Source organism: Mesorhizobium sp. KACC 23794, from assembly GCF_052180275.1.
Classification (GTDB): domain Bacteria; phylum Pseudomonadota; class Alphaproteobacteria; order Rhizobiales; family Rhizobiaceae; genus Kumtagia.
On sequence record NZ_CP197465.1, the window covers coordinates 3,677,973 to 3,700,961 of the forward strand.

At 64.0% G+C, this 22,989-nt stretch carries 23 protein-coding genes and 2 tRNA genes; 21 read left to right on the forward strand and 4 right to left on the reverse strand.

Annotated features, from left to right (window positions below; translation table 11 throughout):
* Positions 1-215: 215 nt before the first annotated feature.
* The 3 genes from ACSBOB_RS17935 (at position 216) to ACSBOB_RS17945 (ending at position 2,844) form a co-directional block, all read left to right on the forward strand.
* Positions 216-611, forward strand: coding sequence for a VOC family protein (locus ACSBOB_RS17935; RefSeq protein ID WP_442577461.1), 396 nt, complete (start codon positions 216-218; stop codon positions 609-611).
* 69 nt (positions 612-680) lie between these two features.
* Entirely contained in the window at positions 681-1,214 is a 534-nt protein-coding gene (locus tag ACSBOB_RS17940) for a twin-arginine translocation signal domain-containing protein (protein ID WP_442577462.1), read from the forward strand.
* Between the two features lie 58 nt (positions 1,215-1,272).
* Positions 1,273-2,844, forward strand: a complete 1,572-nt coding sequence (locus tag ACSBOB_RS17945; protein WP_442577463.1) for a GMC family oxidoreductase — start codon at positions 1,273-1,275, stop codon at positions 2,842-2,844.
* 126 nt (positions 2,845-2,970) lie between these two features.
* Here ACSBOB_RS17945 and ACSBOB_RS17950 read toward each other — a convergent pair whose 3' ends face one another.
* Positions 2,971-3,246, reverse strand: a complete 276-nt coding sequence (locus ACSBOB_RS17950; RefSeq protein ID WP_442577464.1) for a hypothetical protein — start codon at positions 3,244-3,246, stop codon at positions 2,971-2,973.
* A gap of 132 nt (positions 3,247-3,378) precedes the next feature.
* Between ACSBOB_RS17950 and ACSBOB_RS17955 the strand changes: the two genes are divergently transcribed.
* Positions 3,379-3,627 carry a ParB N-terminal domain-containing protein gene (locus ACSBOB_RS17955; RefSeq protein WP_442577465.1) on the forward strand — a complete coding sequence of 83 codons (249 nt, stop codon included), beginning with the start codon at positions 3,379-3,381 and terminating at the stop codon, positions 3,625-3,627.
* A gap of 8 nt (positions 3,628-3,635) precedes the next feature.
* Positions 3,636-4,037, forward strand: a complete 402-nt coding sequence (locus tag ACSBOB_RS17960) for a GFA family protein (RefSeq protein WP_442577466.1) — start codon at positions 3,636-3,638, stop codon at positions 4,035-4,037.
* 1 nt (position 4,038) lies between these two features.
* Here the strand turns inward: ACSBOB_RS17960 and bhcR are convergent, their stop codons facing one another.
* Positions 4,039-4,863 (reverse strand): HTH-type transcriptional regulator BhcR, encoded by an 825-nt coding sequence (gene bhcR / locus ACSBOB_RS17965; RefSeq protein ID WP_442577467.1) that lies wholly within the window; start codon positions 4,861-4,863, stop codon positions 4,039-4,041.
* A 189-nt stretch (positions 4,864-5,052) separates the two neighbouring features.
* On the opposite strand from bhcR, the gene gcl reads away from it, so the two are divergent.
* The 3 genes from gcl to ACSBOB_RS17980 all read left to right on the forward strand — a co-directional run bounded on the left by gcl (position 5,053) and on the right by ACSBOB_RS17980 (position 9,120).
* The gene (gcl, locus tag ACSBOB_RS17970; RefSeq protein ID WP_442577468.1) at positions 5,053-6,834 is read left to right on the forward strand and encodes a glyoxylate carboligase; all 1,782 of its coding nucleotides are present in this window, start codon (positions 5,053-5,055) and stop codon (positions 6,832-6,834) included.
* A 345-nt stretch (positions 6,835-7,179) separates the two neighbouring features.
* A complete protein-coding gene (gene hyi, locus ACSBOB_RS17975) occupies positions 7,180-7,977 on the forward strand; it encodes a hydroxypyruvate isomerase (RefSeq protein WP_442577469.1) in 798 nt (265 codons plus the stop codon).
* Positions 7,978-8,235: 258 nt separating this feature from the next.
* A complete protein-coding gene (locus ACSBOB_RS17980; protein WP_442577470.1) occupies positions 8,236-9,120 on the forward strand; it encodes a 2-hydroxy-3-oxopropionate reductase in 885 nt (294 codons plus the stop codon).
* A 773-nt stretch (positions 9,121-9,893) separates the two neighbouring features.
* Here ACSBOB_RS17980 and ACSBOB_RS17985 read toward each other — a convergent pair.
* Entirely contained in the window at positions 9,894-10,745 is an 852-nt protein-coding gene (locus ACSBOB_RS17985; protein ID WP_442577471.1) for a TrmH family RNA methyltransferase, read from the reverse strand.
* 170 nt (positions 10,746-10,915) lie between these two features.
* On the opposite strand from ACSBOB_RS17985, the gene ACSBOB_RS17990 reads away from it, so the two are divergent.
* The 7 genes from ACSBOB_RS17990 to ACSBOB_RS18020 all read left to right on the forward strand — a co-directional run bounded on the left by ACSBOB_RS17990 (position 10,916) and on the right by ACSBOB_RS18020 (position 16,403).
* Positions 10,916-11,000: transfer RNA gene (locus tag ACSBOB_RS17990), tRNA-Tyr, on the forward strand.
* Positions 11,001-11,032: 32 nt separating this feature from the next.
* A tRNA-Gly gene (locus ACSBOB_RS17995) sits at positions 11,033-11,106 on the forward strand.
* A gap of 147 nt (positions 11,107-11,253) precedes the next feature.
* Positions 11,254-11,958, forward strand: coding sequence for a L,D-transpeptidase (locus tag ACSBOB_RS18000; RefSeq protein WP_442577472.1), 705 nt, complete (start codon positions 11,254-11,256; stop codon positions 11,956-11,958).
* Between the two features lie 296 nt (positions 11,959-12,254).
* Complete coding sequence (gene tuf / locus ACSBOB_RS18005) at positions 12,255-13,430, forward strand: elongation factor Tu (RefSeq protein WP_442577473.1); 1,176 nt, start codon at positions 12,255-12,257, stop codon at positions 13,428-13,430.
* Positions 13,431-13,695: 265 nt separating this feature from the next.
* Positions 13,696-14,076, forward strand: coding sequence for a Fe-S cluster assembly scaffold SufA (gene sufA, locus ACSBOB_RS18010; RefSeq protein ID WP_442577474.1), 381 nt, complete (start codon positions 13,696-13,698; stop codon positions 14,074-14,076).
* A gap of 194 nt (positions 14,077-14,270) precedes the next feature.
* A complete protein-coding gene (locus ACSBOB_RS18015; RefSeq protein WP_442577475.1) occupies positions 14,271-15,278 on the forward strand; it encodes an IS630 family transposase in 1,008 nt (335 codons plus the stop codon).
* Positions 15,279-15,554: 276 nt separating this feature from the next.
* Positions 15,555-16,403 (forward strand): hypothetical protein, encoded by an 849-nt coding sequence (locus ACSBOB_RS18020; protein ID WP_442577476.1) that lies wholly within the window; start codon positions 15,555-15,557, stop codon positions 16,401-16,403.
* A 245-nt stretch (positions 16,404-16,648) separates the two neighbouring features.
* Here ACSBOB_RS18020 and ACSBOB_RS18025 read toward each other — a convergent pair whose 3' ends face one another.
* Positions 16,649-17,818 carry an ISAs1 family transposase gene (locus ACSBOB_RS18025; protein WP_442577477.1) on the reverse strand — a complete coding sequence of 390 codons (1,170 nt, stop codon included), beginning with the start codon at positions 17,816-17,818 and terminating at the stop codon, positions 16,649-16,651.
* A gap of 254 nt (positions 17,819-18,072) precedes the next feature.
* Between ACSBOB_RS18025 and rpsB the strand changes: the two genes are divergently transcribed.
* The 6 genes from rpsB (at position 18,073) to ACSBOB_RS18055 (ending at position 22,963) form a co-directional block, all read left to right on the forward strand.
* On the forward strand, positions 18,073-18,873 hold the full coding sequence (gene rpsB / locus ACSBOB_RS18030) for a 30S ribosomal protein S2 (protein WP_442577478.1): 801 nt from the start codon (positions 18,073-18,075) through the stop codon (positions 18,871-18,873).
* Positions 18,874-18,996: 123 nt separating this feature from the next.
* A complete protein-coding gene (gene tsf / locus ACSBOB_RS18035; protein WP_442577479.1) occupies positions 18,997-19,920 on the forward strand; it encodes a translation elongation factor Ts in 924 nt (307 codons plus the stop codon).
* Positions 19,921-20,081: 161 nt separating this feature from the next.
* Positions 20,082-20,798: a UMP kinase gene (gene pyrH, locus ACSBOB_RS18040; RefSeq protein ID WP_442577480.1), complete on the forward strand. Its 717-nt coding sequence runs from the start codon at positions 20,082-20,084 to the stop codon at positions 20,796-20,798.
* A gap of 36 nt (positions 20,799-20,834) precedes the next feature.
* Positions 20,835-21,395 carry a ribosome recycling factor gene (gene frr, locus ACSBOB_RS18045; protein WP_442577481.1) on the forward strand — a complete coding sequence of 187 codons (561 nt, stop codon included), beginning with the start codon at positions 20,835-20,837 and terminating at the stop codon, positions 21,393-21,395.
* 12 nt (positions 21,396-21,407) lie between these two features.
* Positions 21,408-22,136 carry an isoprenyl transferase gene (locus tag ACSBOB_RS18050; protein ID WP_442577482.1) on the forward strand — a complete coding sequence of 243 codons (729 nt, stop codon included), beginning with the start codon at positions 21,408-21,410 and terminating at the stop codon, positions 22,134-22,136.
* Between the two features lie 11 nt (positions 22,137-22,147).
* Positions 22,148-22,963 (forward strand): phosphatidate cytidylyltransferase, encoded by an 816-nt coding sequence (locus ACSBOB_RS18055; protein WP_442577483.1) that lies wholly within the window; start codon positions 22,148-22,150, stop codon positions 22,961-22,963.
* Positions 22,964-22,989 lie beyond the last annotated feature (26 nt).

Here is a 22,989-nt window from a genome sequence, read left to right on the forward strand (position 1 = left end):
TCGATCTCCTCGTTCTTGGTCTTGGCCGCACCGACTGAAGACGAGCCTGGCGGCGGAGCTTTTCTCCCTGGCGTCATATTCAGCGCAAACGCCGCTTCCTGCAATCGGACTTTTGTCCGGCGGCAGATCGGAGCATGCTCCGTGGTAACGGGCTGCCACCAAATGCGGGCCGGGCAGCCCATAATCGATCCAGAACAGCAACGACGGAGACCGATTTGGCCAAAGCGATACATTCTATGATCCGCGTGCTCGACGAGGCGCGCTCGGTGGAATTCTACAGGACCGCCTTCGGCCTCGACATTGCCGACCGCCTGGATTTCGAAACGTTCACGCTGCTCTATCTGCGCAATCCGCAGGCCGATTTCGAGGTCGAACTGACCGTCAACAAAGGGCGGACGGAACCCTACGCGCTGGGCGACGGCTATGGCCACATCGCCTTCTGCGTCGACGATCTCGACGCCGAGCACGCCCGCTTCGAGACGGCCGGGCTCAATCCGCGAAAGATCGTCGAGTTCAACCGCGAAGGCGCGCTCCTGGCGCGCTTCTTTTTCGTCGAGGATCCGGACGGCTACAAGATCGAGGTGCTCCAGCGGCACGGCCGATATCGATAAGTGGCGGACGGAGGGACGTCAGCCAGCAAGGGCGCCGTGTGGCGCCGATAGCAAGCAAGGGAGGAAAAGATGGTCACCCTATACGAGAGCAAGCCGGGGATTTCCCGCCGCGAACTGTTGAAGCGGGGAGGGGCGGCCGGCGCGCTGCTCGTCATCAGCGGCACGGCGGTGATCAGCCCGCAAAACGCCTGGGGGCTTGAGACGGCAACGCTCAAGCCGGAAACCATGGCGACGCTGATCCAGATGGCCCGCGACATCTATCCGCACGATCAGGTGCCGGACAGATATTACGCGATCGCCGTGAAAAGCCATGACGCTGCCGCCGCCAAGGATGCCGCGCACAAGGACTTGATCGAGAACGGCGTCGCCGACCTCGACCAGCGGTCGGGCGCCGGCGGCTATCGCGGCCTCGGCTGGGAGGAAGAGCGCGTCAAGGTGCTCCAACAGATCGAGGAGACGCCGTTCTTCCAGGCGATTCGCGGCGGGCTGGTGGTCGGCCTCTACAATCAGAAGGAGGTGTGGCCGATCTTCGGCTACGAGGGCGAATCCTATTCCAAGGGCGGATACATCGCGCGCGGTTTCGACGACATCGAGTGGCTCTAGCCCCTTCGTCCTGTCGATCGCGTCGAACCATCAGAATCAAGGCCTTTGGGAGGAAACCATGGCTGCACCATACGATCTCAACGACGACGGCGTTGTCGTCATCATCGGCTCGGGCGCCGGCGGCGGCACGCTCGGCAACGAACTCGCCCAGAAGGGCATCGACACCGTCATCCTCGAAGCCGGCAACCGCATCGAATACGACGATTTCATCAACGACGAGTGGGACTCCTTCTCGCAACTCGCCTGGCTGGACAACCGCACGACGTCCGGCGCCTGGCGCATCACCAAGGATTTCCCGAACCTGCCGGCCTGGATCGTCAAGGCGGTCGGCGGCACGACCACCCATTGGGCGGGCGCCTCGCTACGTTTCCAGGAGCATGAATTCAAGGTTCTGACGCATTACGGCAAGGTCGACGGCGCCAACCTGCTCGACTGGCCGATCACCCTTGCCGACCTGGAGCCTTATTACGCCAAGGCCGAGGACAAGATGGGCGTCACCCGCACCACCGGCATCGAGGGCCTGCCCGGCAACAACAATTTCAAGATTCTGAAGGCCGGCGCCGACAAGCTCGGCTACAAGGAATGCCACACCGGCAACATGGCCATCAACTCGGCCGAGCGCGACGGCCGCATGGGCTGCCAGCAGACCGGCTTCTGCTTCCAGGGCTGCAAGTGGGGCGCCAAATGGTCGACGCTCTACACCGAAATCCCCAAGGGCGAGGCGACCGGCAAGCTTGAGGTGCGGCCGAACTCGATGGTGCTGAAGATCGAGCACGACGACAGCGGCAAGGTGACCAACGTCGTCTACGCCGACAAGGACGGCAAGGTGGTAAGCCAGAAGGCGCGCGTTGTCTGCGTCGCCTGCAACTCGATCGAAAGCCCCCGGCTGCTGCTCAACTCGGCCTCGAACAAATTCCCGGATGGCCTCGCCAATTCGTCGGGTCAGGTTGGCAAGAACTACATGCGCCACACCACCGGGTCGGTTTACGCGATCTTCGACAAGCCGGTGCATTTCTACCGCGGCACGACCATGGCCGGAATCATCCGCGACGAGGCGAAGCACGATCCGTCGCGCGGCTTCGTCGGCGGCTACGAGATGGAGACGCTGGCGCTCGGACTGCCGTTCATGGCCGCCTTCCTCAACCCCGGCGCCTGGGGCCGGAGTTTTACGACGGCGCTCGACCATTACGACCACATGGCCGGCATGTGGATCGTCGGCGAGGACATGCCGCAGGAGCAGAACCGCGTGACCTTGCACAAGGAACTGAAGGACAAGCACGGCTTGCCGGTGCCCGACGTCGCCTTCACCGACCATGCCAACGACACCGCCATGCGCAACCACGCCTACAAGCAAGGCATGGCGCTCTACGATGCGGTCGGCGCCACGCGCTCCTTCCCGACGCCGCCCTATCCGTCGACGCACAATCTGGGCACCAACCGGATGAGCGATAAAGCGGCCGACGGCGTGGTCAACAAGCACGGCCAGACGCATGACGTGAAAAACCTGTTCGTCTCGGATGGCAGCCAGTTCACCACCGGCGGCGCCGAGAACCCGACGCTGACCATCGTCACGCTGGCAATAAGGCAGGCGGACTACATCGCGCAGGAGATGGGCGCGAAGAACATCTGAAGTCGACCGACCTCCCAAGGGCCGGCTGGCCGGCGCGGGTTCCCCGACAGGGCGCTCCGCCGGCCTTTTCGTTGCCCTCGCGCCAAAAAGCCGCCGACGCGTTTCTTCCGGCAAATGTCCGTCGAATCAACAGCTGCAGGATTCGCCCTCGCCGCCGAAATTCTTCCGCGCGAAGTTCAGGGCGTCGCTGTAGCTCGTATAGCTGGCGAACTGGCACACATCGAGGCCCCGCCGCACCTTCATCTGCTCGAGATCCCAGAACGAGATCTCGATCCGGTCGTCGGCGCAGTAGACGGTGTAGCGCTCCGGCTCGAGCGCCTGTACGGGAACCGGAAGCACGGCAATGGCTCCGGCCGAAACGGCGACCGCGACCATCGACGCCAGGACCGCGCATCTGCGCATGGAAACCTCCCCGCGACCGCAACGATCGGCAGCGCGAGAGTGCCCGGAAAAGAGCCGGGCCGCCAGTCCAACGCCCGGAAAGGTCTTGGACTTCGCCCGCCGAGGGCCTATCGATGTGTCCAGGGAGCAGCCATGCTTAGGATTCACAAGGTTCCGATCGACAACATCTACGTGCCCGCCGCGCGCCGGAAGACGCTGCATCCGGAAACCGTCCGGCTGCTCGCGGAAGACATCCTCGAGAACGGCATGAAGATGCCGATCCAGGTGCGGGTGGACGGTGAGCGGCATGTTCTGGTCGAAGGCCTTCATCGCCTTGAAGCCGCCAAATGGCTCGGCGAAACCAGCATCGACGCCTATCTGGTGCAGGCACGTCGGCATTAGGAGAAATCATGACCGCGAAATACCGGGGCGGCTGCCTCTGCGGCGCCGTGCGCTACAGCGCCGACGCAAAACCCATCAACCAGCGCATCTGCCATTGCCGTCTCTGCCAGCGGGCGATCGGCGCCGCCTTCAATGCGCGCATCCTGTTCCGCATCGACGACGTGCGTATCGACGGCATGGTGGCGACCGTGCATTCCTCGCCCGACCTGAAGCGCGGTTTCTGCCCGAGCTGCGGCACCACGATCTTCTCCCGCCGCGACGCGGCAGGCATCATGGGGCTGACCACCGGCTCGCTCGACGATCCGTCGCTGTTCGAACCGGAGATGCACATCTTCACCGCGTCGAAGCAGCCCTGGGTGACGATCGACGACGGCCTGCCGCAATATGAAGGCGCTCCGCCACCGGCGTGAGCTAAACCACCGCCACCCGTCCCCCGATCATCCCGGTAACCGCGGCCGCCGCCGCCCGCACCATCGGCCCCAGTTCCGCCACCCGTTCCGGCGTGATGCGGGCGCTAGGGCCGGACACCGAAATGCCGCCGATCGGCTCGCCGTACTCGTTGAAGATGGCCGACGCCACGCAGCGCATGCCGGGAAACCGCTCCTCGTCGTCGACCGACCAGCCGCGCCGCCTGATCTCCGCGAGGTCGCCGGTGAGGGCAGGGGCGTCGGCCAGCGTCCTGCCGGTAAAGGCTTCCAGCCCGGTTCTGCGGACGATCTGGGTGACGCGCTCGGCCGGCAGGTTCGCCAGCACGGCCTTGCCGATGCCGCTGGCATGAAACGGGCTGCGCGTGCCCGGCCGGAAGAAGGCGCGGATCGCCTGGTGCGTCTCGACCTGGCTGATGAAGACAACGCAGTCCTCCTCCGCCACGCCGAGATTGGCCGTCTCCCCGGTCTTTTCCATCAGGTCCTGCATGACGGTGCGCGCCCGGTCCGCCAGTTTTCGGCGGCGCAGGAAGGCAGCGCCCATGCGGTATGTGGCGACGCCGATCGACCATAGCTGCTCGGTCTTCTCGAACTCGACCATGCCGTGGGTCTCCAGCGTGGTCAGCATCCGGTAGGCGGTCGAGGCGGCGATGCCCGAGCGTTCCGCCACTTCGCTCAGCGACAGGCCGTCGGCTTCCGCGACGATCGAAAGGATTCGCAGGCCACGGTCCAGCGACTGCACGGCGTTGGCTTCCGGCGAGGCGTTGAAGGCGCGCGGCCGGCCGCGCTGGCGTTTCTCGGGAGCTTGCATGACATCAAAATAAAAAACTTTTCCGGAATTTGGAATGGCGAATTTCCGGAAAAGAGATTTTCCTTTAAAATCAGTGCATAACGTAAATTATAGGGAAATGAAAAAATATTCTGGAAAAATTGATAAATACGCAATGCTCTGGCATCCTCCCACCATCACAACGCATTCAGAACAAGGAAAGGGCCGGCCATGCCGAAGATGCGCGCTGTCGATGCCGCTGTTCTCGTCCTCGAAAAGGAAGGCATCTCGTGCGCCTTCGGGGTGCCGGGCGCGGCGATCAATCCGTTCTACTCCGCGCTGAGGGCACGCGGCTCGATCCGCCACATCCTGGCGCGTCATGTCGAGGCCGCCTCGCACATGGCCGAAGGGTTTACCCGTGCCAGGGCGGGCAATATCGGGCTGTGCGTCGGCACATCGGGTCCGGCCGGCACCGACATGATCACCGGGCTCTATTCGGCCTCCGCCGATTCGATCCCGATCCTGTGCATCACCGGCCAGGCGCCGCGCGCCCGGCTGACCAAGGAGGACTTTCAGGCCGTCGACATTGCCGCGATCGCCGCACCCGTCGCCAAATGGGCGGTCACCGTCATGGAGCCCTACCAGCTGCCAATGGCACTGCAGAAGGCGTTTTATCTCATGCGCTCGGGGCGTCCCGGCCCGGTTCTCGTCGACCTGCCGATCGATGTTCAGCTTTCCGAGATCGAGTTCGACATCGACGCGTATGAGCCGCTCACCGCCGCGAAACCGGCGATGAGCCGCCGCCAGGCCGAAAAAATCCTGGCGATGCTGAACGCGGCGGAAAAGCCGCTGATCGTCGCCGGCGGCGGCATCGTCAACGCCGACGCCTCCGACCTGCTGATCGAATTCGCCGAGATCACCGGCGTCCCCGTCATCCCGACACTGATGGGCTGGGGCACCATCCCCGACGACCACCGCTTGATGGCCGGCATGTGTGGCCTCCAGACCTCGCACCGCTACGGCAACGCCACCATGCTCGCCTCGGATTTTGTCCTCGGCGTCGGCAACCGCTGGGCAAACCGCCACACCGGCTCCGTCGACAAATACCGCGAGGGGCGCAAATTCGTCCACATCGACATCGAGCCCACACAGATCGGCCGTGTCTTCGCGCCGGATCTCGGCGTCGCCTCCGATGCCGGGGCAGCGCTGAAGATGCTGCTCGACGTCGCCACCGAATGGAAGACGACGGGAAAACTGCGCGACTGGTCGGGCTGGGCGAAGGAATGCCAGCAGCGCAAGAAGGTTTTGAAGCGCAAGACCCATTTCGATCAGGTGCCGCTGAAGCCGCAGCGCGTCTACGAGGAGATGAACAAGGCGTTCGGCCGCGACACCACCTATGTCACCACCATCGGTTTGAGCCAGATCGCCGGCGCGCAGTTTTTACATGTCTACAAGCCGCGCAACTGGATCAATTGCGGCCAGGCCGGCCCACTCGGCTGGACGCTGCCGGCAGCACTCGGCGTGCGCGCCGCCAATCCGGATGCGACCATCGTGGCACTGTCGGGCGACTATGATTTCCAGTTCATGATCGAGGAACTGGCGGTCGGCGCGCAGCACAAATTGCCGTACATCCACGTCGTGGTGAACAACGCCTATCTCGGCCTGATCCGCCAGGCGCAGCGCGGGTTCTCGATGGATTTCGAGGTCAGCCTGGCTTTCGAGAACATCAATCGCGGCGAGGGCGCCGAGCCGGGTTACGGCGTCGACCATGTCGCCGTCGCCGAGGCGATGGGCTGCAAGGCGATCCGCGTCCGCCGGCCGGAGGATTGCGCGGCGGCCTTCAAGGAGGCGAAACGGCTGATGGCCGAACATCAGGTTCCCGTCGTCGTCGAGTTCATCCTCGAGCGTGTCACCAACATCTCGATGGGCACCGAGATCGATGCCGTCGTCGAGTTCGAGGAACTGGCCGAACGCAACGAGGATGCGCCGACCGCCATCGCGCTGCTGGATTGAGGAGATGATATCGGTGCGTCCTTCGAGGCTCGCCCGCATGAGGTCGTGCCAGGATTGGCGCAGTCGTGCAGGCTCGCACCTCAGGATGAGGACGGACGGCGCAGCGTCTCCAATTGCCAGGGCCGCAGGAAGAGAGCACCAGCATAGGCTGCGAGTTGGCCACGACGGTCACCTAACAGGTCGCCAAATGAGATTGTTGATACCGGCCTTTGCTACCGGCGAAGCAGCACCCACGGTCCTCATCCTGAGGTGCGAGCCCGCACCGCTGGTGGGGCATTGATACCAACTCTGGCGGGCGAGCCTCGAAGGACGCACCGAAAGCAGATACATTTGAAGGAAACACCAATGCCGCGTTTCTCGGCCAATCTGTCGATGCTCTTCACCGAGCACGATTTTCTCGACCGCTTCGACGCTGCCGCCCGCGCCGGCTTCACCGGCGTCGAATATATCGGCCCGTATGATCATCCGCCCGAGACCGTCGCCGCGCGGCTGGAGAATAACGGGCTGGCGCAGGTGCTGTTCAACCTGCCGGTCGGCAACTGGACGGCTGGCGAACGCGGCATTGCCGTTTTGCCCGACCGCATCGACGAATTCCGCAAAAGCGTCGATACGGCGATCGCCTACGCCAAGGCGCTCGCCTGCCCACAGGTGAACTGCCTCGCCGGCATCGCGCCCGCCGGAGTGGATCGCGCGGTGCTGGAAAATGTCTTCGTCGAAAACCTGAAATACGCGGCGCCGCGCTTCGAGGCCGCAGGTATCAAGCTCTTGATCGAGGCGATCAACACGAAGGTCGACATCCCAGGCTTCTTCCTGACCAATTCGGCCCAGGCGCTGGCGATCATCGACCGCGTCGGCTCGAACAATCTCTATTTCCAATACGACATCTACCACATGCAGGTCATGGAGGGGGATCTCGCCCGAACCATCGAGAACAATCTCGGCCGCATCGCGCATATCCAGCTTGCGGACAATCCCGGCCGTCACGAGCCGGGGACGGGCGAGATCAATTTTCCTTATCTCTATGAGCACCTCGACCGGATCGGGTATTCCGGCTGGATCGGCGCGGAATACAAGCCCAAGGCCGGCACGGAGGCGGGGCTGGGGTGGTTCAAGGCGTTGAGCGGACGCAAGTGCGCTGCCTGATCAACACCCTCTGCGCCAAGCTGGAACACCCCTCATCCGACCTCGCTTCGCTCGGCCACCTTCTCCCACAAGGGGAGAAGGTCGGAGCCTTGCCCGACCGCCTCCGCCGATCTCCAGGGTCGGCGATTGGCGGAAGCGTAAATGCAGGGCTCCCCCTTCTCCCCTTGCGGGAGAAGGTGTCGAGGCGCAGCCGAGACGGATGAGGGGTGTTCCAGTGGAATGAAAACATTGAAGTCTTGAACGATAGGAACTGGAACCATGCAGACAATCGGCTTCATCGGCCTCGGCATCATGGGCGCGCCGATGGCGGGACATCTGCTCGCTGCCGGCTATCCGGTCGTCTCGTCGGACCACAGGAAACCGGCGCCGGCCGATCTTGTGGCCAACGGGCTGAAGACCGTCTCCAGCCACACGGCGGTGGCGAAGGCGGCGGACATCATCATCACCATGGTTCCCGACACGCCACAGGTTGCCGACGTTCTGTTCGGCGAAAACGGTGTCGTGGAAGGGCTTTCCAAGGGAAAGCTCGTGATCGACATGAGCTCCATATCACCGATCGAGACGAAAAAATTCGCAGAAAGGATCAACGCTCTGGGCTGCGACTATCTCGACGCCCCGGTGTCGGGCGGCGAGGTCGGCGCAAAAGCGGCGTCGCTGACCATCATGGTCGGCGGACCGGAAGCGGCGTTCGCGCGCGCGAGGCCGATCTTCGAAAAAATGGGGAAAAACCTCACGCTGGTCGGCGGCAACGGCGTCGGGCAAACCACCAAGGTCGCCAACCAGATCGTCGTCGCGCTCACCATCGAGGCCGTGGCGGAAGCGCTGGTGTTCGCCTCCAAGGCCGGCGCCGATCCGGCGAAGGTCCGACAGGCGCTGATGGGCGGGCTGGCCGCGTCAAGAATCCTCGAAGTGCATGGCGAGCGGATGGTCAAGCGCACCTTCGCGCCCGGCTTCCGCATCGAACTGCACAGCAAGGATCTGAACCTGGCGCTGGAAGGCGCAAAGGCGCTCGGCGTGGCGCTGCCCAACACCTCGACCACGCAGCAGCTTTTCAATTCCTGCGCGGCTAATGGCGGGGCAAAGGAGGATCATTCGGCGCTGGTGCGGGCGCTGGAGCGGCTGGCGGCACATGAGGTGGCTTGAGCCGTCGGTGGGGTAACCGGCAGACCGTGTTGGCGTGAGGAGAATGCGTCTCCCGGGTCCTGCGCGCGGCCGCGCCTACCGGCCGCCACCGTCGCGGGAGCACGAAGAGCCCGGGACCGCGCAATTGGCCGGATCAACGCCGGGCTGGCCGGCAAGGTTCTGACAGCCGGCCAGTGCCCACATGGCGGAGCCGGCGATGACAAAAACGCTGAAAAACCGTCGCATGTCCGAAACTCCTCAAGGCAGGTCCCGGCCGTTGGGTATGGGACCTGAATTCCCCACGGGCATCGAGAGGCTGAAGCCGATGGTTGCAGATGAGGTATCAGGCTGAAAATTCAAATGGAAGTGAAGCAGCTTTCAACGGGCACGAAAATTTTCCTTGCTGCAAAAAACGCCATGGCGGCGGCGTTCGATACGTTGCGCGAGCGGATGACGCCGGGCGTGTTCAAGCGATAAGGCCGAACTCCGACGCATATTCAGCGGGCATCGGTCCCTGCCCAAAAGCGATCAGTGCGCCGAGCAGGACGAGCCGACTGATCCGCAATTGGGTGGGACGAAACCGGGCCGGCCGGCAGTGTTCTGGCAGCCCGCCAAAACGCTCATGGCGAACCCGGCAACGAGCAACATTCCGAAAAACCGTCGCATGGCGGAACCCTTCGATCCAACCCGCGCCATTCAGCGCAGGATGGCACACCCGCATCCGCCCCGGTCAATAGTTACAGGTGACATGCCGGCCGGCAAGTCCGCGACGGCAGTCGACCCTCAGGCTCCTGTCAACGTACCGCCAAAAACCGCCGCGCCGCGTACAGCGCCACCGCCGCCGCGTTCGACACGTTGAGCGAGCGGATGGCGCCCGGCATGTCGAGGCGGGCCAGCGCCGTCACCGTTTCGCGCGTCTTCAGGCGCAGGCCTTTTCCTTCGGCGCCGAGCACGAGAGCGACCCGCTCCCCCGAAAACGTCGGCTCCAACTCTTCGGCCCCTTCCGAATCCAGCCCGATGCTCTGGAAGCCGCCCGCGTGAAGCTCGTCAAGCGCGGCGGCCAGATTCTTCACCTCGATCAGGTCGATATGCTCCAGCGCACCGGACGCGGCCTTGGCCAGCACGCCGCTTTCGGTCGGGCTGTGGCGCGAGGTCGTGATCAGCGCGCCGGCGCCGAAGGCCACCGCTGAGCGCAGCACCGCGCCGACATTGTGCGGGTCGGTCACCTGGTCGAGCACGACGACCAGCCTTGTCTCGCCGAGCGCCGAGAGCGGTTTCGGTTTCAACGGCAGCGCGTCGATCATAACGCCCTGGTGCACTGCGTCGGAGCCCGTCTGCTTGTCGATATCCTTCGGCTCGACCAGTTCGGCCTTGAAGGGCAGGGCGGCGATGTCGGTTATGCCCAGCCGCTCCAGCGCGTTGCGCGTCACCAGCATGGTTTTGATCTTGCGGCGCGGATTGTCGAGCGCGGCGCGCACCGTGTGCAGGCCGTAGAGCCGCACCAGCCCTTCCGCAGGGCCGTCGCCGGCCGGAATCGGCGCGCGCGCGCGCTGCACGGGACCGCCAGCGTTCGCGTCGCGATGCGCGCGCCGCAGCTTCGCGTAATGGGTGTCCTTGGGGGTGCCGGATTTCTTGTCGTCGCTCATTCCACGCCTATAGCCGGGATGACGCGCATTTCACAGGCCCTTCGAAATTGCGGTCGAATTCGAGTTTGGCGTGGTTGACAGGATTTTGCCGGCCCGCCATAAGGCGCTTCGCTTTCCGGGCTTACAATTCCCCGGGCGGCACGCAGCCTCGAAACAGGCTCCGGACGGTAGGAAGGGTGCCCGAGTGGTTAAAGGGGACGGACTGTAAATCCGTTGACTCAGTCTACGTTGGTTCGAATCCAACCCCTTCCACCACCTCCGGATATTGCATAAGGTCGCGACGCGATGCGGGTGTAGCTCAATGGTAGAGCAGCAGCCTTCCAAGCTGAATACGAGGGTTCGATTCCCTTCACCCGCTCCAGCCTTTTGAATTTCCACTCCCTGGGCTTCGCCGATCTTTCGCGCCCGAGCGACACGGTAAACGGCGTTTGCGCAAAGCTGCCGTTGTTTAGCTGAATTTAAACCATGTTGCGACATGATGAACCCGTTCGAGTAACGAGTGCTTGCCATGTCGCGTGATCACAACAGCCAAGACGCATTGAAGCTGACCCGCCGCACCTTCCTGGTCGCTGCCGGTTCCACGACGCTCGCCGCCTGTTCGCCTTCGCTGGAAGGGCTCGACATGAGTTCCACCGGCTCGATCCGGCCGAAGATCAGCGTCGACGCCGGCGTCACCAATCCTGCGACCATGTACGCCTCGGTCACCGAGGGTTCGTTCGTGCTGCCGGCGATCCCTTACGAAAAGATCCCGCGCGAGTTCCGCCGCCAGATCGTGCAGGACCCGACTGGCGAGGCGCCCGGTACCATCGTCGTCGATCTGAAGAATCATTTCCTCTACCTCGTGCAGAGCGGCGGTGACGCGCTGCGCTACGGCGTCGGCATCGGCAAGGCCGGTTTCGAATGGAACGGCCGCGCCAACATCCAGTACAAGCGGGAATGGCCGACCTGGAAGCCGCCTTCGGAGATGATCGCCCGCAAGCCGGAACTGGTGAAATGGGCCAACGGCCAGCCTGGCGGCATCGACAATCCGCTCGGCGCCCGCGCTCTCTATATCTTCAAGGATGGCCAGGATACCGGCTACCGCATCCACGGGTCGCCCGAATGGTGGACGATCGGCCAGAACATGTCGTCCGGCTGCGTGCGCATGATCAACCAGGACGTCATCGACCTCTACAACCGGGTTCCGGGCAAGACGACCGTCGTCGTCTACTGAGGCTTTGACTGGCCTCTCCGAGACGGGTCTTTCCCGCCTCGGCGCGTCCCCTTGGCGGCCGCGGCATACGCCGGATGGCGCCTGCTTGCAGGGCGCCTTTCCGCCGGCGTTCCCCTGCTTCATCAGCCGCCTTGTGCGTGCGGCCAAAAATCCTATCTAACGGGCTTCCCACGGGATCGCCGGATGGCATGGCATTGCCGGGCAGGCGGGTGAAAACCCCTTGTCTTTTCGTGCTGTTGTCGCTAATCGGCCCCACTAAAGCAGACCCTCATAGCTGACGCCCAGGAAAGAGCAGGATGGCCAAGAGCAAATTTGAGCGGAACAAGCCGCATGTGAACATTGGTACGATCGGCCATGTCGACCATGGCAAGACGTCGTTGACGGCAGCGATCACCAAGTATTTCGGCGAATACAAGCGCTACGACCAGATCGACGCGGCGCCCGAAGAGAAGGCGCGCGGCATTACCATCTCGACGGCCCACGTCGAATACGAGACGCCGGCCCGCCACTACGCCCATGTCGACTGCCCCGGCCACGCCGACTATGTGAAGAACATGATCACCGGTGCGGCGCAGATGGACGGCGCGATCCTGGTGGTTTCGGCCGCCGACGGCCCGATGCCGCAGACCCGCGAGCACATTCTTCTCGCCCGCCAGGTCGGCGTGCCCTCCATTGTTGTATTTCTTAACAAGGTCGACCAGGTCGACGACGCCGAGCTGCTGGAGCTGGTCGAGCTCGAGGTTCGCGAGCTTCTGTCGAAGAACGAGTTCCCCGGCGACGACATTCCGATCGTTCCCGGCTCGGCTCTGGCTGCCCTTGAGGACAGCAACAAAGAGATCGGCGAGGACGCGATCCGCAAGCTGATGGCCGAGGTCGACCGCTACATCCCGACGCCCGAGCGTCCGATCGACCAGCCGTTCCTGATGCCGATCGAGGACGTGTTCTCGATCTCTGGCCGCGGCACGGTTGTGACCGGCCGCGTCGAGCGCGGCATCGTCAAGGTCGGCGAGGAGCTCGAGATCGTCGGCATCCGCCCGACGGCCAAGACCACCTGCACCGGCGTCGAGATGTTCCGCAAGCTTCTGGACCAGGGCCAGGCGGGCGACAACATCGGCGCGCTGCTGCGCGGCGTGGATCGTGAAGGTGTCGAGCGCGGCCAGGTCCTGGCCAAGCCGGGCACGGTGAAGCCGCACAAGAAGTTCGTGGCCGAGGCCTACATCCTGACCAAGGAAGAGGGCGGCCGCCACACGCCGTTCTTCACCAACTACCGTCCGCAGTTCTACTTCCGCACGACGGACGTGACCGGCATCGTGACGCTCGCCGAGGGCACCGAGATGGTGATGCCGGGCGACAATGTGACGGTCGACGTCGAGCTGATCGTGCCGATCGCCATGGAGGAGAAGCTGCGCTTCGCCATCCGCGAAGGCGGCCGCACCGTCGGCGCCGGCGTCGTCGTGTCGATCAAGGAATAGCGCGCGACGTTTTCGCGACGTTGACCTGACTATCAGGGGCGGCCTTTGGGCCGCCCTTTCTGTTTGTGCTGTTGATTTATGGACTTGCGGACGATTTGTGGTGCGGGCGAAGGCATGAAAATCGACCCCTTGGAGGCAGGATTATTCTCCCCTTGCCGTTCGAACGCTTGAATTCATTGTCACCTTGCCTTGCAGCGCATCATTCACCATCTTAAGGCTAAGATCATTCCGCAGGCCTTGAACCTGCCGCGAGTGGGAGAAAGAAATGGGACGTTTCGCCGTCATATCCTTGACCGACAAGGCCGCCATCCGCGTGCGCGAGATCGTCGACACGCGCGACAGCGCAAAAGGCATCCGCCTTGGCATCAAGAAGGGCGGATGCGCCGGCATGGAATATACGGTCGACCTCGTGACCGAGCCGAAGCCCGGCGACGACCATGTCGAGCGGGACGGCGCGCATGTCTATGTGGCGCCGGAGGCCGCACTCTTCCTGCTCGGCACCGAGATGGATTTCGAGACCACGACGCTCAGGACTGGTTTCACCTTCCGCAATCCGAACCAGAGTTCGGCCTGCGGTTGCGGTGAATCGGTCGAGTTGAAGCCCGCCGACCTCAAGGCGCTGGCCGAGGCGCGCGCGTCGGCCTGAAATCAGGGGACAGTTTCCTTAATTCCGCAGAAAGACGCGGCGCTTCGAGGCTGAAGCCGGCGGAATTCAGTAATACCCTGACTCTCTGGATACCCGAAGAAGAGGGTGACGGCGTTTCCCGGGTTGATTCTTGTCGTGGCATGATTCGAGGCGGATTTCTGAGCGGGGAAGGGCGTGACCATCTTGAGGCGGTGGTGCGCCGTGCGAGCGAGAAGCACGGTGTGGCGCGTCGCTGCAACGCCATCCTGCTGCTTGACGACGGCTGGACCTGCGAGGACGTGGCTCGTGCGCTGTACCTCGACGACGATACGGTTCGCGGCTGGCACAAGGCGTTCACGACGGACGGGGCGGCGGCGTTGCGCGCCTTCGGCTGGAAGGGCAGCGCGGGCAAGCTGTCGCGCCGCCAGGAAGCCGAACTGGCCGAGACGCTGTCGGCCCAGCTGTTTTTGAGCACGGCGGCGGTGCGGGCGCATGTCGAACAGCGCTACGGCATCGTCTATTCCAAGCCGGGGATGATCAAGCTGCTGCACCGGCTGGGCTTCGACTACCGCAAGCCCAAGGGGCTGCCGGCCAAGGCTGACGCGGCGGTGCAGGAGGCCTTCGTGGCCGCCTACGAGACGCTGCTCACCCGGCTTCTCCCCGACGAGGTCGTCTATTTCGGCGACGCCGTGCACCCCGAATACCAGAGCCGGCCCGCCCATGGCTGGATCCGGCGCGGCGACAGGCTGGCCGTCAAAAAGGGCAAGGGCCGCGAGCGCATGAACCTGATGGGCGCGCTCAACCTGGAAACCTTCGATCTCGAACTGATCGAGACGCTGAAGATGTCGACGGGCACGACGATCGACCTGATGGAAAGGCTGGAGCGGCACAATCCCGGCAGGCGGCTGATCCACCTCATCCTCGACCGGGCGCCGATCCATCGCGGCAAAGCCGTCAAGGCCTGGCTGGCGCGGCCCGGATGCCGCATCCGCCTGCATTTCCTGCCCGCCTACGCTCCCAACCTCAACGCCATCGAGCGATTGTGGAAGCTCATGCACGAGCATGTCACCCACAATCGCTATTACCCCAACTTCCGAACCTTCGCCGAAGCCATCATGCGGTTCTTCAAGACCACCCTGCCGAAAAACTGGAAATCCTTCCGCGAAATCGTCAACGACAATTTCCACATCGTCAGGCCCGAGCAGTTTCGAATCATCGGGTAGGACAAGCCCCCACGCCGCGCTTTTCGGGTTTCCGAGTAGGCTGGGTAAAACTGTCCCCGGAATTTCCCGGATTTCAGCCCGAAAAGGGGATGGAATTTTCTCCCTGCCGGAAAAGTTTCTTGGACGTCCGCCGACGTGTGCCGCCAAGTTATTGTTTTTGCTGATCCCGTCTTCTGTCGTCCGGTGCGCAAAACGCGGACGAACACGATTTTCATCCCCGCGCGAAAACTTGGCTCATACTCGTCGGGCCGGCCGCTATCGCCGGAGGAGGCGGAGATGGACGGGAGCGTGGCGATCGAGCGGAACTGGGAGGCGCTGAAGCGCATCCTCGTCATGCTCGTGGGCATGGCCGAGATGGGCGCTTCGGGACGGTTTGTTTTCTCTTCGCAGAAGGACGGAGCAATCCGGAAGCAGGTGCAGGCGGAAAAAAGGGAGCCGTCCCCGGCATCTGACCCGGCACTTATCTTGCCCCGCCACCTCTACCGCGCCATCTTGCGGCTCTTGCGTCCGGCCGAAGCCGCGACGCGGCGGCTGATCATCGCGGCGGCGCGCGGCATTGTGGTGGCCTTGCCGCGCCCGAGAAAACCGAAACCTGACCCCGCGATCCGGCGAGGGCCTCGCGCCTTCATGCCGATGGGGCCGAAGAAACGTCTCTGGCCCACCGCTCGCACATGGAGCCTGCCGCTGCTCGATCCGCTGCATCGACCGTTCCGCGTCCACCGCCCCCATTTGCCCGCCCACGCCGCCCCGCGCATTTCGTGGCTTGACTTCAACGCACGGCTCAGCCCTCTGCCTCCCCCGCCGTCGCCCGACGATCCGATCGACGCCGCTCGGCTGGGCGCGCGGCTGGAGGCGTTGGGCCGCGCGCTGGACGACCTGCCGGGACAGGCAAAGCGTTTCGCCCGCTGGCAGGCTAGGCGCGACGCCACGCTTTCGCAGGGTGGTTCCGCCGCTGGCCGATCCCGGCGCATCTCGCCGCTGCGGCGCGGGCGCCCGCCCGGCTGCCGGCTGTCGCGCTACGATCCATCCGCCGACCATCCCCGAAGAGTCCGTGAGGTCGACGAGATCCTGGCGCACGCCCATGCGCTGGCCGTGTACGCACTGGAGCGCCCGAACACGTCATGACGCGCATCCGACCGGGGCGGATGCGAAGGCGAGGCATCGATGGCCGGCGCGGAATTTTCCGCCCCGTGCCGCGATCCGTATTGCCTTCGAGAAACCGCCGCCGACTCCGGATGGCAAAGGTGCCAAACTCTTTGGCAGCCTGGCGGGCGAATTGACTTCTACCGAGAACTTGCCGGCATACCGAACAGGTCGGTACATTATCTGGCGGTGTGCTGGCCGCAAAAATCCAGGGCTTCGAATCCGGGTTAACGGGTTAGGTGGCCGAGGATAGAGGCGAGGTAGTCTGCGTCCCATCCCGCGACCTTGCGGCGGCGCTTGATGGCTCTGTTGTCCTTCATGGCTCTGACGAGGTTGATGGCGAAGTGACGGACAATGGCCATGTTGTGTGCGCCATGGCCCTTGCGCAACCTCGACTGGTCGTCCTTGAAGACGACGTCGAGGGTCCAGTGCAGGGCGTTCTCCACCAACCAGTGGCCACGCACGGCGTGCGCGGCCCGCTCGGCGGAGAGCGTGGCCGAAGAGATATAGTAACGGGTCTCGAAGCGGCACCTGTCCTTGAGTTCGGCGCGCGAACTGACACGAATGATGGTCGTCGCGCCTGGCAGGCGCAGTTCGCCGGGGAAGCGTCTGTCTCCGGAAAGCCAATCGGTCTCGCGTGAGACGGTGACGGAGCGTTCCTCGATGCGGCCGTGGCCTTTGTCGAGGTCGTGGGAGTTGTCGAGCGTTTCATCGGGCGCGTCGTTGAAATAGCGTTCGATGTCGCGGCGCAGCGTTGGCTGGTTGGCCTTGACGGCGAGCAGATAGTCGGCCCCGGCATCGCGGACCGCCGTGGCGATGGTGGCATTGGTGGCGATGGCATCGATCGACACCAGCGCGCCTTTGAGGCCGTCATTTGCTGCCAACCGCTCCAGAAGCACCGGAATGGCGGTGGTTTCGTTCGACTTGTCGCAGACCGCCTCCTGGCCGAGCACCAGGCGCTGCGTGGTGGCGAAGGCGGAGACCAGATGCAGCGGCGCGCGGCCGATGCTGCGGTCGTGGCTGCGGCGCGAGGTCTTGCCGTCGATGGCGATGAAGTCGGGCTTGTCGGGCCAGGTCTCGCGCACCCATGCCGTGAAGCATTCCGAGAACAGGGCCGGATCGATACGGTTCATGAGGATGGTCAGCCAGCGGCCACCCGGCACGCCGTGATGATAGGGCAGGTAGCGACGCAGGAAATCCAGATGCGCCGCACCCCAGTCGGCGATCAGATCGTAGTCCTCGCAGTCGCAGATGGTGCCGCAGACCACAAGAAATAGGACCTCTGGCAGCGGGTGAGCCACGCGCCATGGCTCGCGCGGGTCTTCAATGTCGCCAAAATAATCAAGAAGCGACTTCAGGCGGGATTTTTCGAAACCCTCAAGGATCGCGACGGACATGCGATGCTCCGAATCAAGGAAGCACCCATGGAATCAGTCATTCCGCAACAGAGAAAGCGCGTTAACCCGAGTTCCAAGCCCTGGCAAAAATCCCGCCGCGCTTGCATTTCCCAAGAAGCCCCTCTATATGCCGCGCCATTCCACACACGGACTTTGGTGTCTGCCCGGGAGAAATCCGGCTGAAACCTCCGGTGGCGAGCGAAAATCCTTTCTCTCGCCTGTGTCCGTGGAGGCTAACCGGAAAGGAACTTAGAATGGCTCTGCCTGATTTCAGCATGCGCCAGCTTTTGGAAGCTGGCATTCACTTCGGCCACCAGACCCACCGCTGGAACCCGAAAATGGCGCCGTACATCTTCGGCGTCCGCAACAACATCCATGTCATCGACCTCAGCCAAACGGTACCGCTGCTGCACCAGGCGCTGAAGCAGGTCTCCGACGTCGTGTCGCGCGGCGGCCGCGTGCTGTTCGTCGGCACCAAGCGCCAGGCGGCCGATATCGTCGCCGACGCCGCGCAGCGTTCGGCCCAGTATTATGTCAATTCCCGCTGGCTCGGCGGCATGCTGACCAACTGGAAGACGATCTCGAATTCGATCCAGCGCCTGCGCAAGCTCGACGAGCTGCTTTCCGGCGGCGGCAGCGGCCTCACCAAGAAGGAACTGCTGAACCTGCAGCGGGAGCGCGAGAAGCTCGACAAGGCGCTGGGCGGCATCAAGGACATGGGCTCGACGCCGGACCTGATGTTCGTGATCGACACCAACAAGGAAGCGATCGCCATTTTGGAGGCCAAGCGCCTGGGCATTCCGGTCGTCGCCATCATCGATTCGAACTGCGATCCGGACAAGATCGACTTCCCGATCCCGGGCAATGACGACGCGGCGCGCGCCATCCAACTCTATTGCGACCTCATCGCCAAGGCGGCGATCGACGGCATCGCCCGCCAGCAGGGCTCGTTCGGCGTCGACATCGGCGCTTCCGTCGAGGCCCCGGTCGAGCCGGCTCTGGACGAGATTGCTGTCGAGGCGGCCCCGGCCGACGACTCTGCCGCCCAGGCCTGAACCGTCTTCGGGCTCTTTCAGGCCCGTCCCGATTGAAATGGGCACGCTTGTCGTGCCGGCGTCAGGCGCATCGTCGATAATCCGATGGTGCGCCAGCGCATTTTAAGAAGCAAAGAGGCGAAGATGAGCATTACTGCAGCACAGGTTAAGGAGCTCCGCGAGATCACCGGCGCGGGCATGATGGATTGCAAGGCAGCCCTTGCCGAGACCAATGGCGACATGCAGGCGGCGGTCGACTGGCTGCGCGCCAAGGGCATTTCGCGGGCCGACAAGAAGGCCGGGCGGACCGCCGCCGAAGGCCTGATCGGCATCGATTCGGGGCTGCGCGAGGCCGTCGTGGTCGAGGTGAATTCGGAGACCGACTTCGTCGCCCGCAACGCCGCCTTCCAGGAGATCGTCAGCAACGTCGCCAAGGTGGCGCTGGCCTTCGGTCCGGACCACGACGCCGTGTCCAATGCAAAATATCCGCATTCGGACAAGTCGGTCGCCGAGACCATCAAGGATGCGGTCGGCACGATCGGCGAGAACATGAGCTTCCGTCGCGCCGCCAAGCTGACGGTCGAGCATGGCACCGTCGCGACCTATGTCCATAACGCGGTCGCCGACGGCCTCGGCAAGCTCGGCGTGCTGGTCGCGATCGAGACGACCGGCAATGCCGACGCGGCGCGCGCCTTCGGCCGCCAGGTCGCCATGCACGTCGCGGCCACAAGCCCGCTGGCGCTGACGGCGGAAGAGGTCGATCCGGCCGCGGTCGCCCGTGAGAAGGCGATCTTCACCGAGCAGGCCCGCGAATCCGGCAAGCCGGAGGCCATCATCGAGAAGATGGTGGAAGGCCGCCTGCGCAAGTTCTACGAGGAGGTCGTGCTCCTCAAGCAGGCCTTCGTCATCAATCCCGACGTGACGGTCGAGAAGGCGCTGAAGGATGCGGAGAAGGACATCGGCGCGCCGGCCAAGATCTCCGCCTTCGTGCGTTTTGCGCTCGGCGAAGGCATCGAGAAGGACAAGTCGGACTTTGCCGCCGAGGTTGCGGCCGCCGTCAAGAAGTAAGCCTTCCCGAAGGCTGTCGACTTTCAGCAAGGGGCGTCGCGTGACATCGCGGCGCCCTTCGTGTATCGGGAATCCGTGTCCGGTCTCAGCTCGGATTACGGGCGCCAGCGACAGAGTTTCCGGCAGCGGCGGCCGGTTTTGCGAACATTTCGAGGAGCTCGATGGCCAAGCCTCCCTATAAACGCGTCCTGCTGAAGGCCTCCGGCGAGGCACTGATGGGCGAGCAGCATTTCGGCATCGACGTGTCCGTCGTGGACCGGATCGCGTCCGATATCGCCGAGGCCCGCGCGCTCGGCGTCGAGGTCGGCGTGGTGATCGGCGGCGGCAACATCTTTCGCGGCGTCGCGGTGGCGTCCAAGGGCGGCGACCGCGTCACCGGCGACCACATGGGCATGCTGGCCACCGTCATCAACTCGCTGGCGCTGCGCACCTCGCTGGTCAAGATCGGCGTCGACGCGGTGGTGCTTTCGGCCATCGCCATGCCGGAACTGTGCGAGAGTTTCTCGCAGCGCCAGGCCACCGCCTACATGGACGCCGGCAAGGTGGTGATCTTCGCAGGCGGCACCGGCAATCCGTTCTTCACCACCGATTCGGCGGCGGCCCTGCGTGCCGCCGAGATCGGCGCCGATGCGCTGTTCAAGGGCACGCAGGTCGACGGCGTCTATTCCGCCGACCCCAACAAGGACCCGACCGCCACGCGTTTTGAGCGCATCAGCCATGGAGAAGTCATCCGCAAGGGCCTGGCGATCATGGATACGGCGGCAATTGCGCTTGCGCGCGAAAACAACATCCCGATAATTGTGTATTCGATCCACGAAAAAGGCGGCTTCGGCGCAATCCTCAATGGCGGCGGCCATTGCACCGTCGTTGCCGATTGAAACCTGCATGTCGACTGTGGATCAAGGAGTGAAACGATGACGAATGGGGCAAACTTCACCGACATCCAGCGCCGCATGGACGGAGCCATCTCGGCCTTCAAGTCCGATCTGGCTTCATTGCGCACCGGGCGCGCGTCCTCCAACCTGCTCGACCCGATCATGGTGTCGGCCTACGGCACGACCATGCCGGTGTCGCAGGTGGCGACGATATCGATCCCAGAGGCGCGCATGATCTCGGTATCGGTCTGGGACAAGTCGATGGTCAACGCGGTCGACCGCGCCATCCGCGAATCCAATCTCGGCTTCAACCCGATCATGGACGGCACCACGCTGCGCATCCCGCTGCCGGAACTCAACGAGCAGCGCCGCAAGGACCTGGTCAAGAAGGCGCATGAATATGCCGAAGGCGCCCGCGTTGCCGCGCGCCATGTGCGCCGCGACGGCATGGACCACCTGAAGAAGGCGGAGAAGGACGGCGACATCGGCGAGGACGAGCACCGCAAGCAGTCGGAGCGCGTCCAGAAGATGACGGACGACACCATCTCCACCATCGACAGCATGCTTGCCGGCAAGGAAGCCGAGATCATGCAGGTCTGAGGCGCCAGGCCGATGACCACGCCCGCGCATGTCGCGATCATCATGGACGGCAACGGCCGCTGGGCGAAGGCGAGGGGCCTGCCCAGGCTCGCCGGCCATCGGGCAGGGGTCGAGGCGCTGCGGCAATCGGTGAAGACGGCGTCGAAGCTCGGCATCGCCTGGCTCACCGTCTACGCCTTCTCCTCCGAGAACTGGTCGCGGCCGCAATCCGAGGTCAGCGACCTGCTCGGCCTGCTCAAACTGTTCATCCGCCGCGATCTGGCGGAACTGCATCGTTCGGGCGTCCGGGTGCGGGTGATCGGCGAGCGCGAGGACCTGCAGCCCGACATCAGGGGGCTGCTCGACGAGGCCGAATCGCTCACGGTCGGCAATCGCGCTCTCAATCTCGTCATCGCCTTCAACTATGGCGGCCGCGACGAGATCGTACGGGCGATGCGCAAGATCGGCGCCGACGTCGAGGCCGGGCGCATCGCCCCCGCTTCGATCACGCCGGAGACCATTTCCGATGCGCTCGACACCAGCGGCATCCCCGATCCGGACCTGGTGATTCGCACCAGCGGCGAGATGCGGCTTTCCAATTTCCTGCTCTGGCAGGCTGCCTACAGCGAATTGATCTTCCTTCCCTGCTTCTGGCCGGATTTCACGCCCGAACAGTTCGAGGACGCGCTGCGGCAATTCAGCGTGCGCGAGCGGCGCTTCGGCGGCCGCATCGAGCGCGACGTCGTCTCGTCCAGCGCCTGACCGGAGCGCGGATGAGCAATCTTCAATTGAGGATCGTGTCTGCGGTGATTCTCGCCGCCGTCGTGCTGGTTGTTACCTGGTTCGGCGGATTGCCGTTCCGGGTGCTGGCGGCGGCCATAGCAGCGGCGATCTTCTACGAATGGTGCACGATGTCCCGCGCAACCGGCAGCGCGGCAATCCAGCGCGCAGCGGGCCTGGGGCTTGCGATGGGGCTGGTCGCGCTCGTGATGGGCCAACCTGCCGTGGTCGTTCTCGGGCCGATGCTGATTCTGGCACTGGCGTTCGCGGTCGTCGACCACATCAGGGGACAGGGATATTGGACCGCCGCTGGCATTGCCTATGCCGGTTTGGCGGGTACGTCGGTGGCCCTCTTGCGCGGCGACGACAAGGCCGGGCTGATCGCCATCCTGTTCCTGTTCGCCGTTGTCTGGGCGACCGACATCTTTGCCTATTTTGTCGGGCGCGCCGTCGGCGGCCCGAAGCTGGCGCCGTCGATTTCGCCGGGAAAGACGCAGAGCGGCGCGCTGAGCGGATTGGCCGCGGGCGTGATTGCCGGCGTGATCCTGGGCGCCGCCGCCGGACTTGCGGACCTTTGGCTGCTTGCCGCCGTCGCCGCGCTGCTTTCCGCCGTCTCCCAGGCGGGCGACCTGTTCGAATCCTGGGTCAAGCGCCGGCATGGCGTAAAGGATTCGGGCTGGCTCATTCCCGGTCACGGCGGCGTGATGGACCGCGTCGACGGGCTTGTGGCGGCTGCCTTCACCCTCTACCTGATCGGTTGGGCGCTCGGCGATGCCGATCGGCCGGCGCTGGCGTTGTTTGCCGGATGACCGGTGTCGGGCTATCCGGCGGCGTC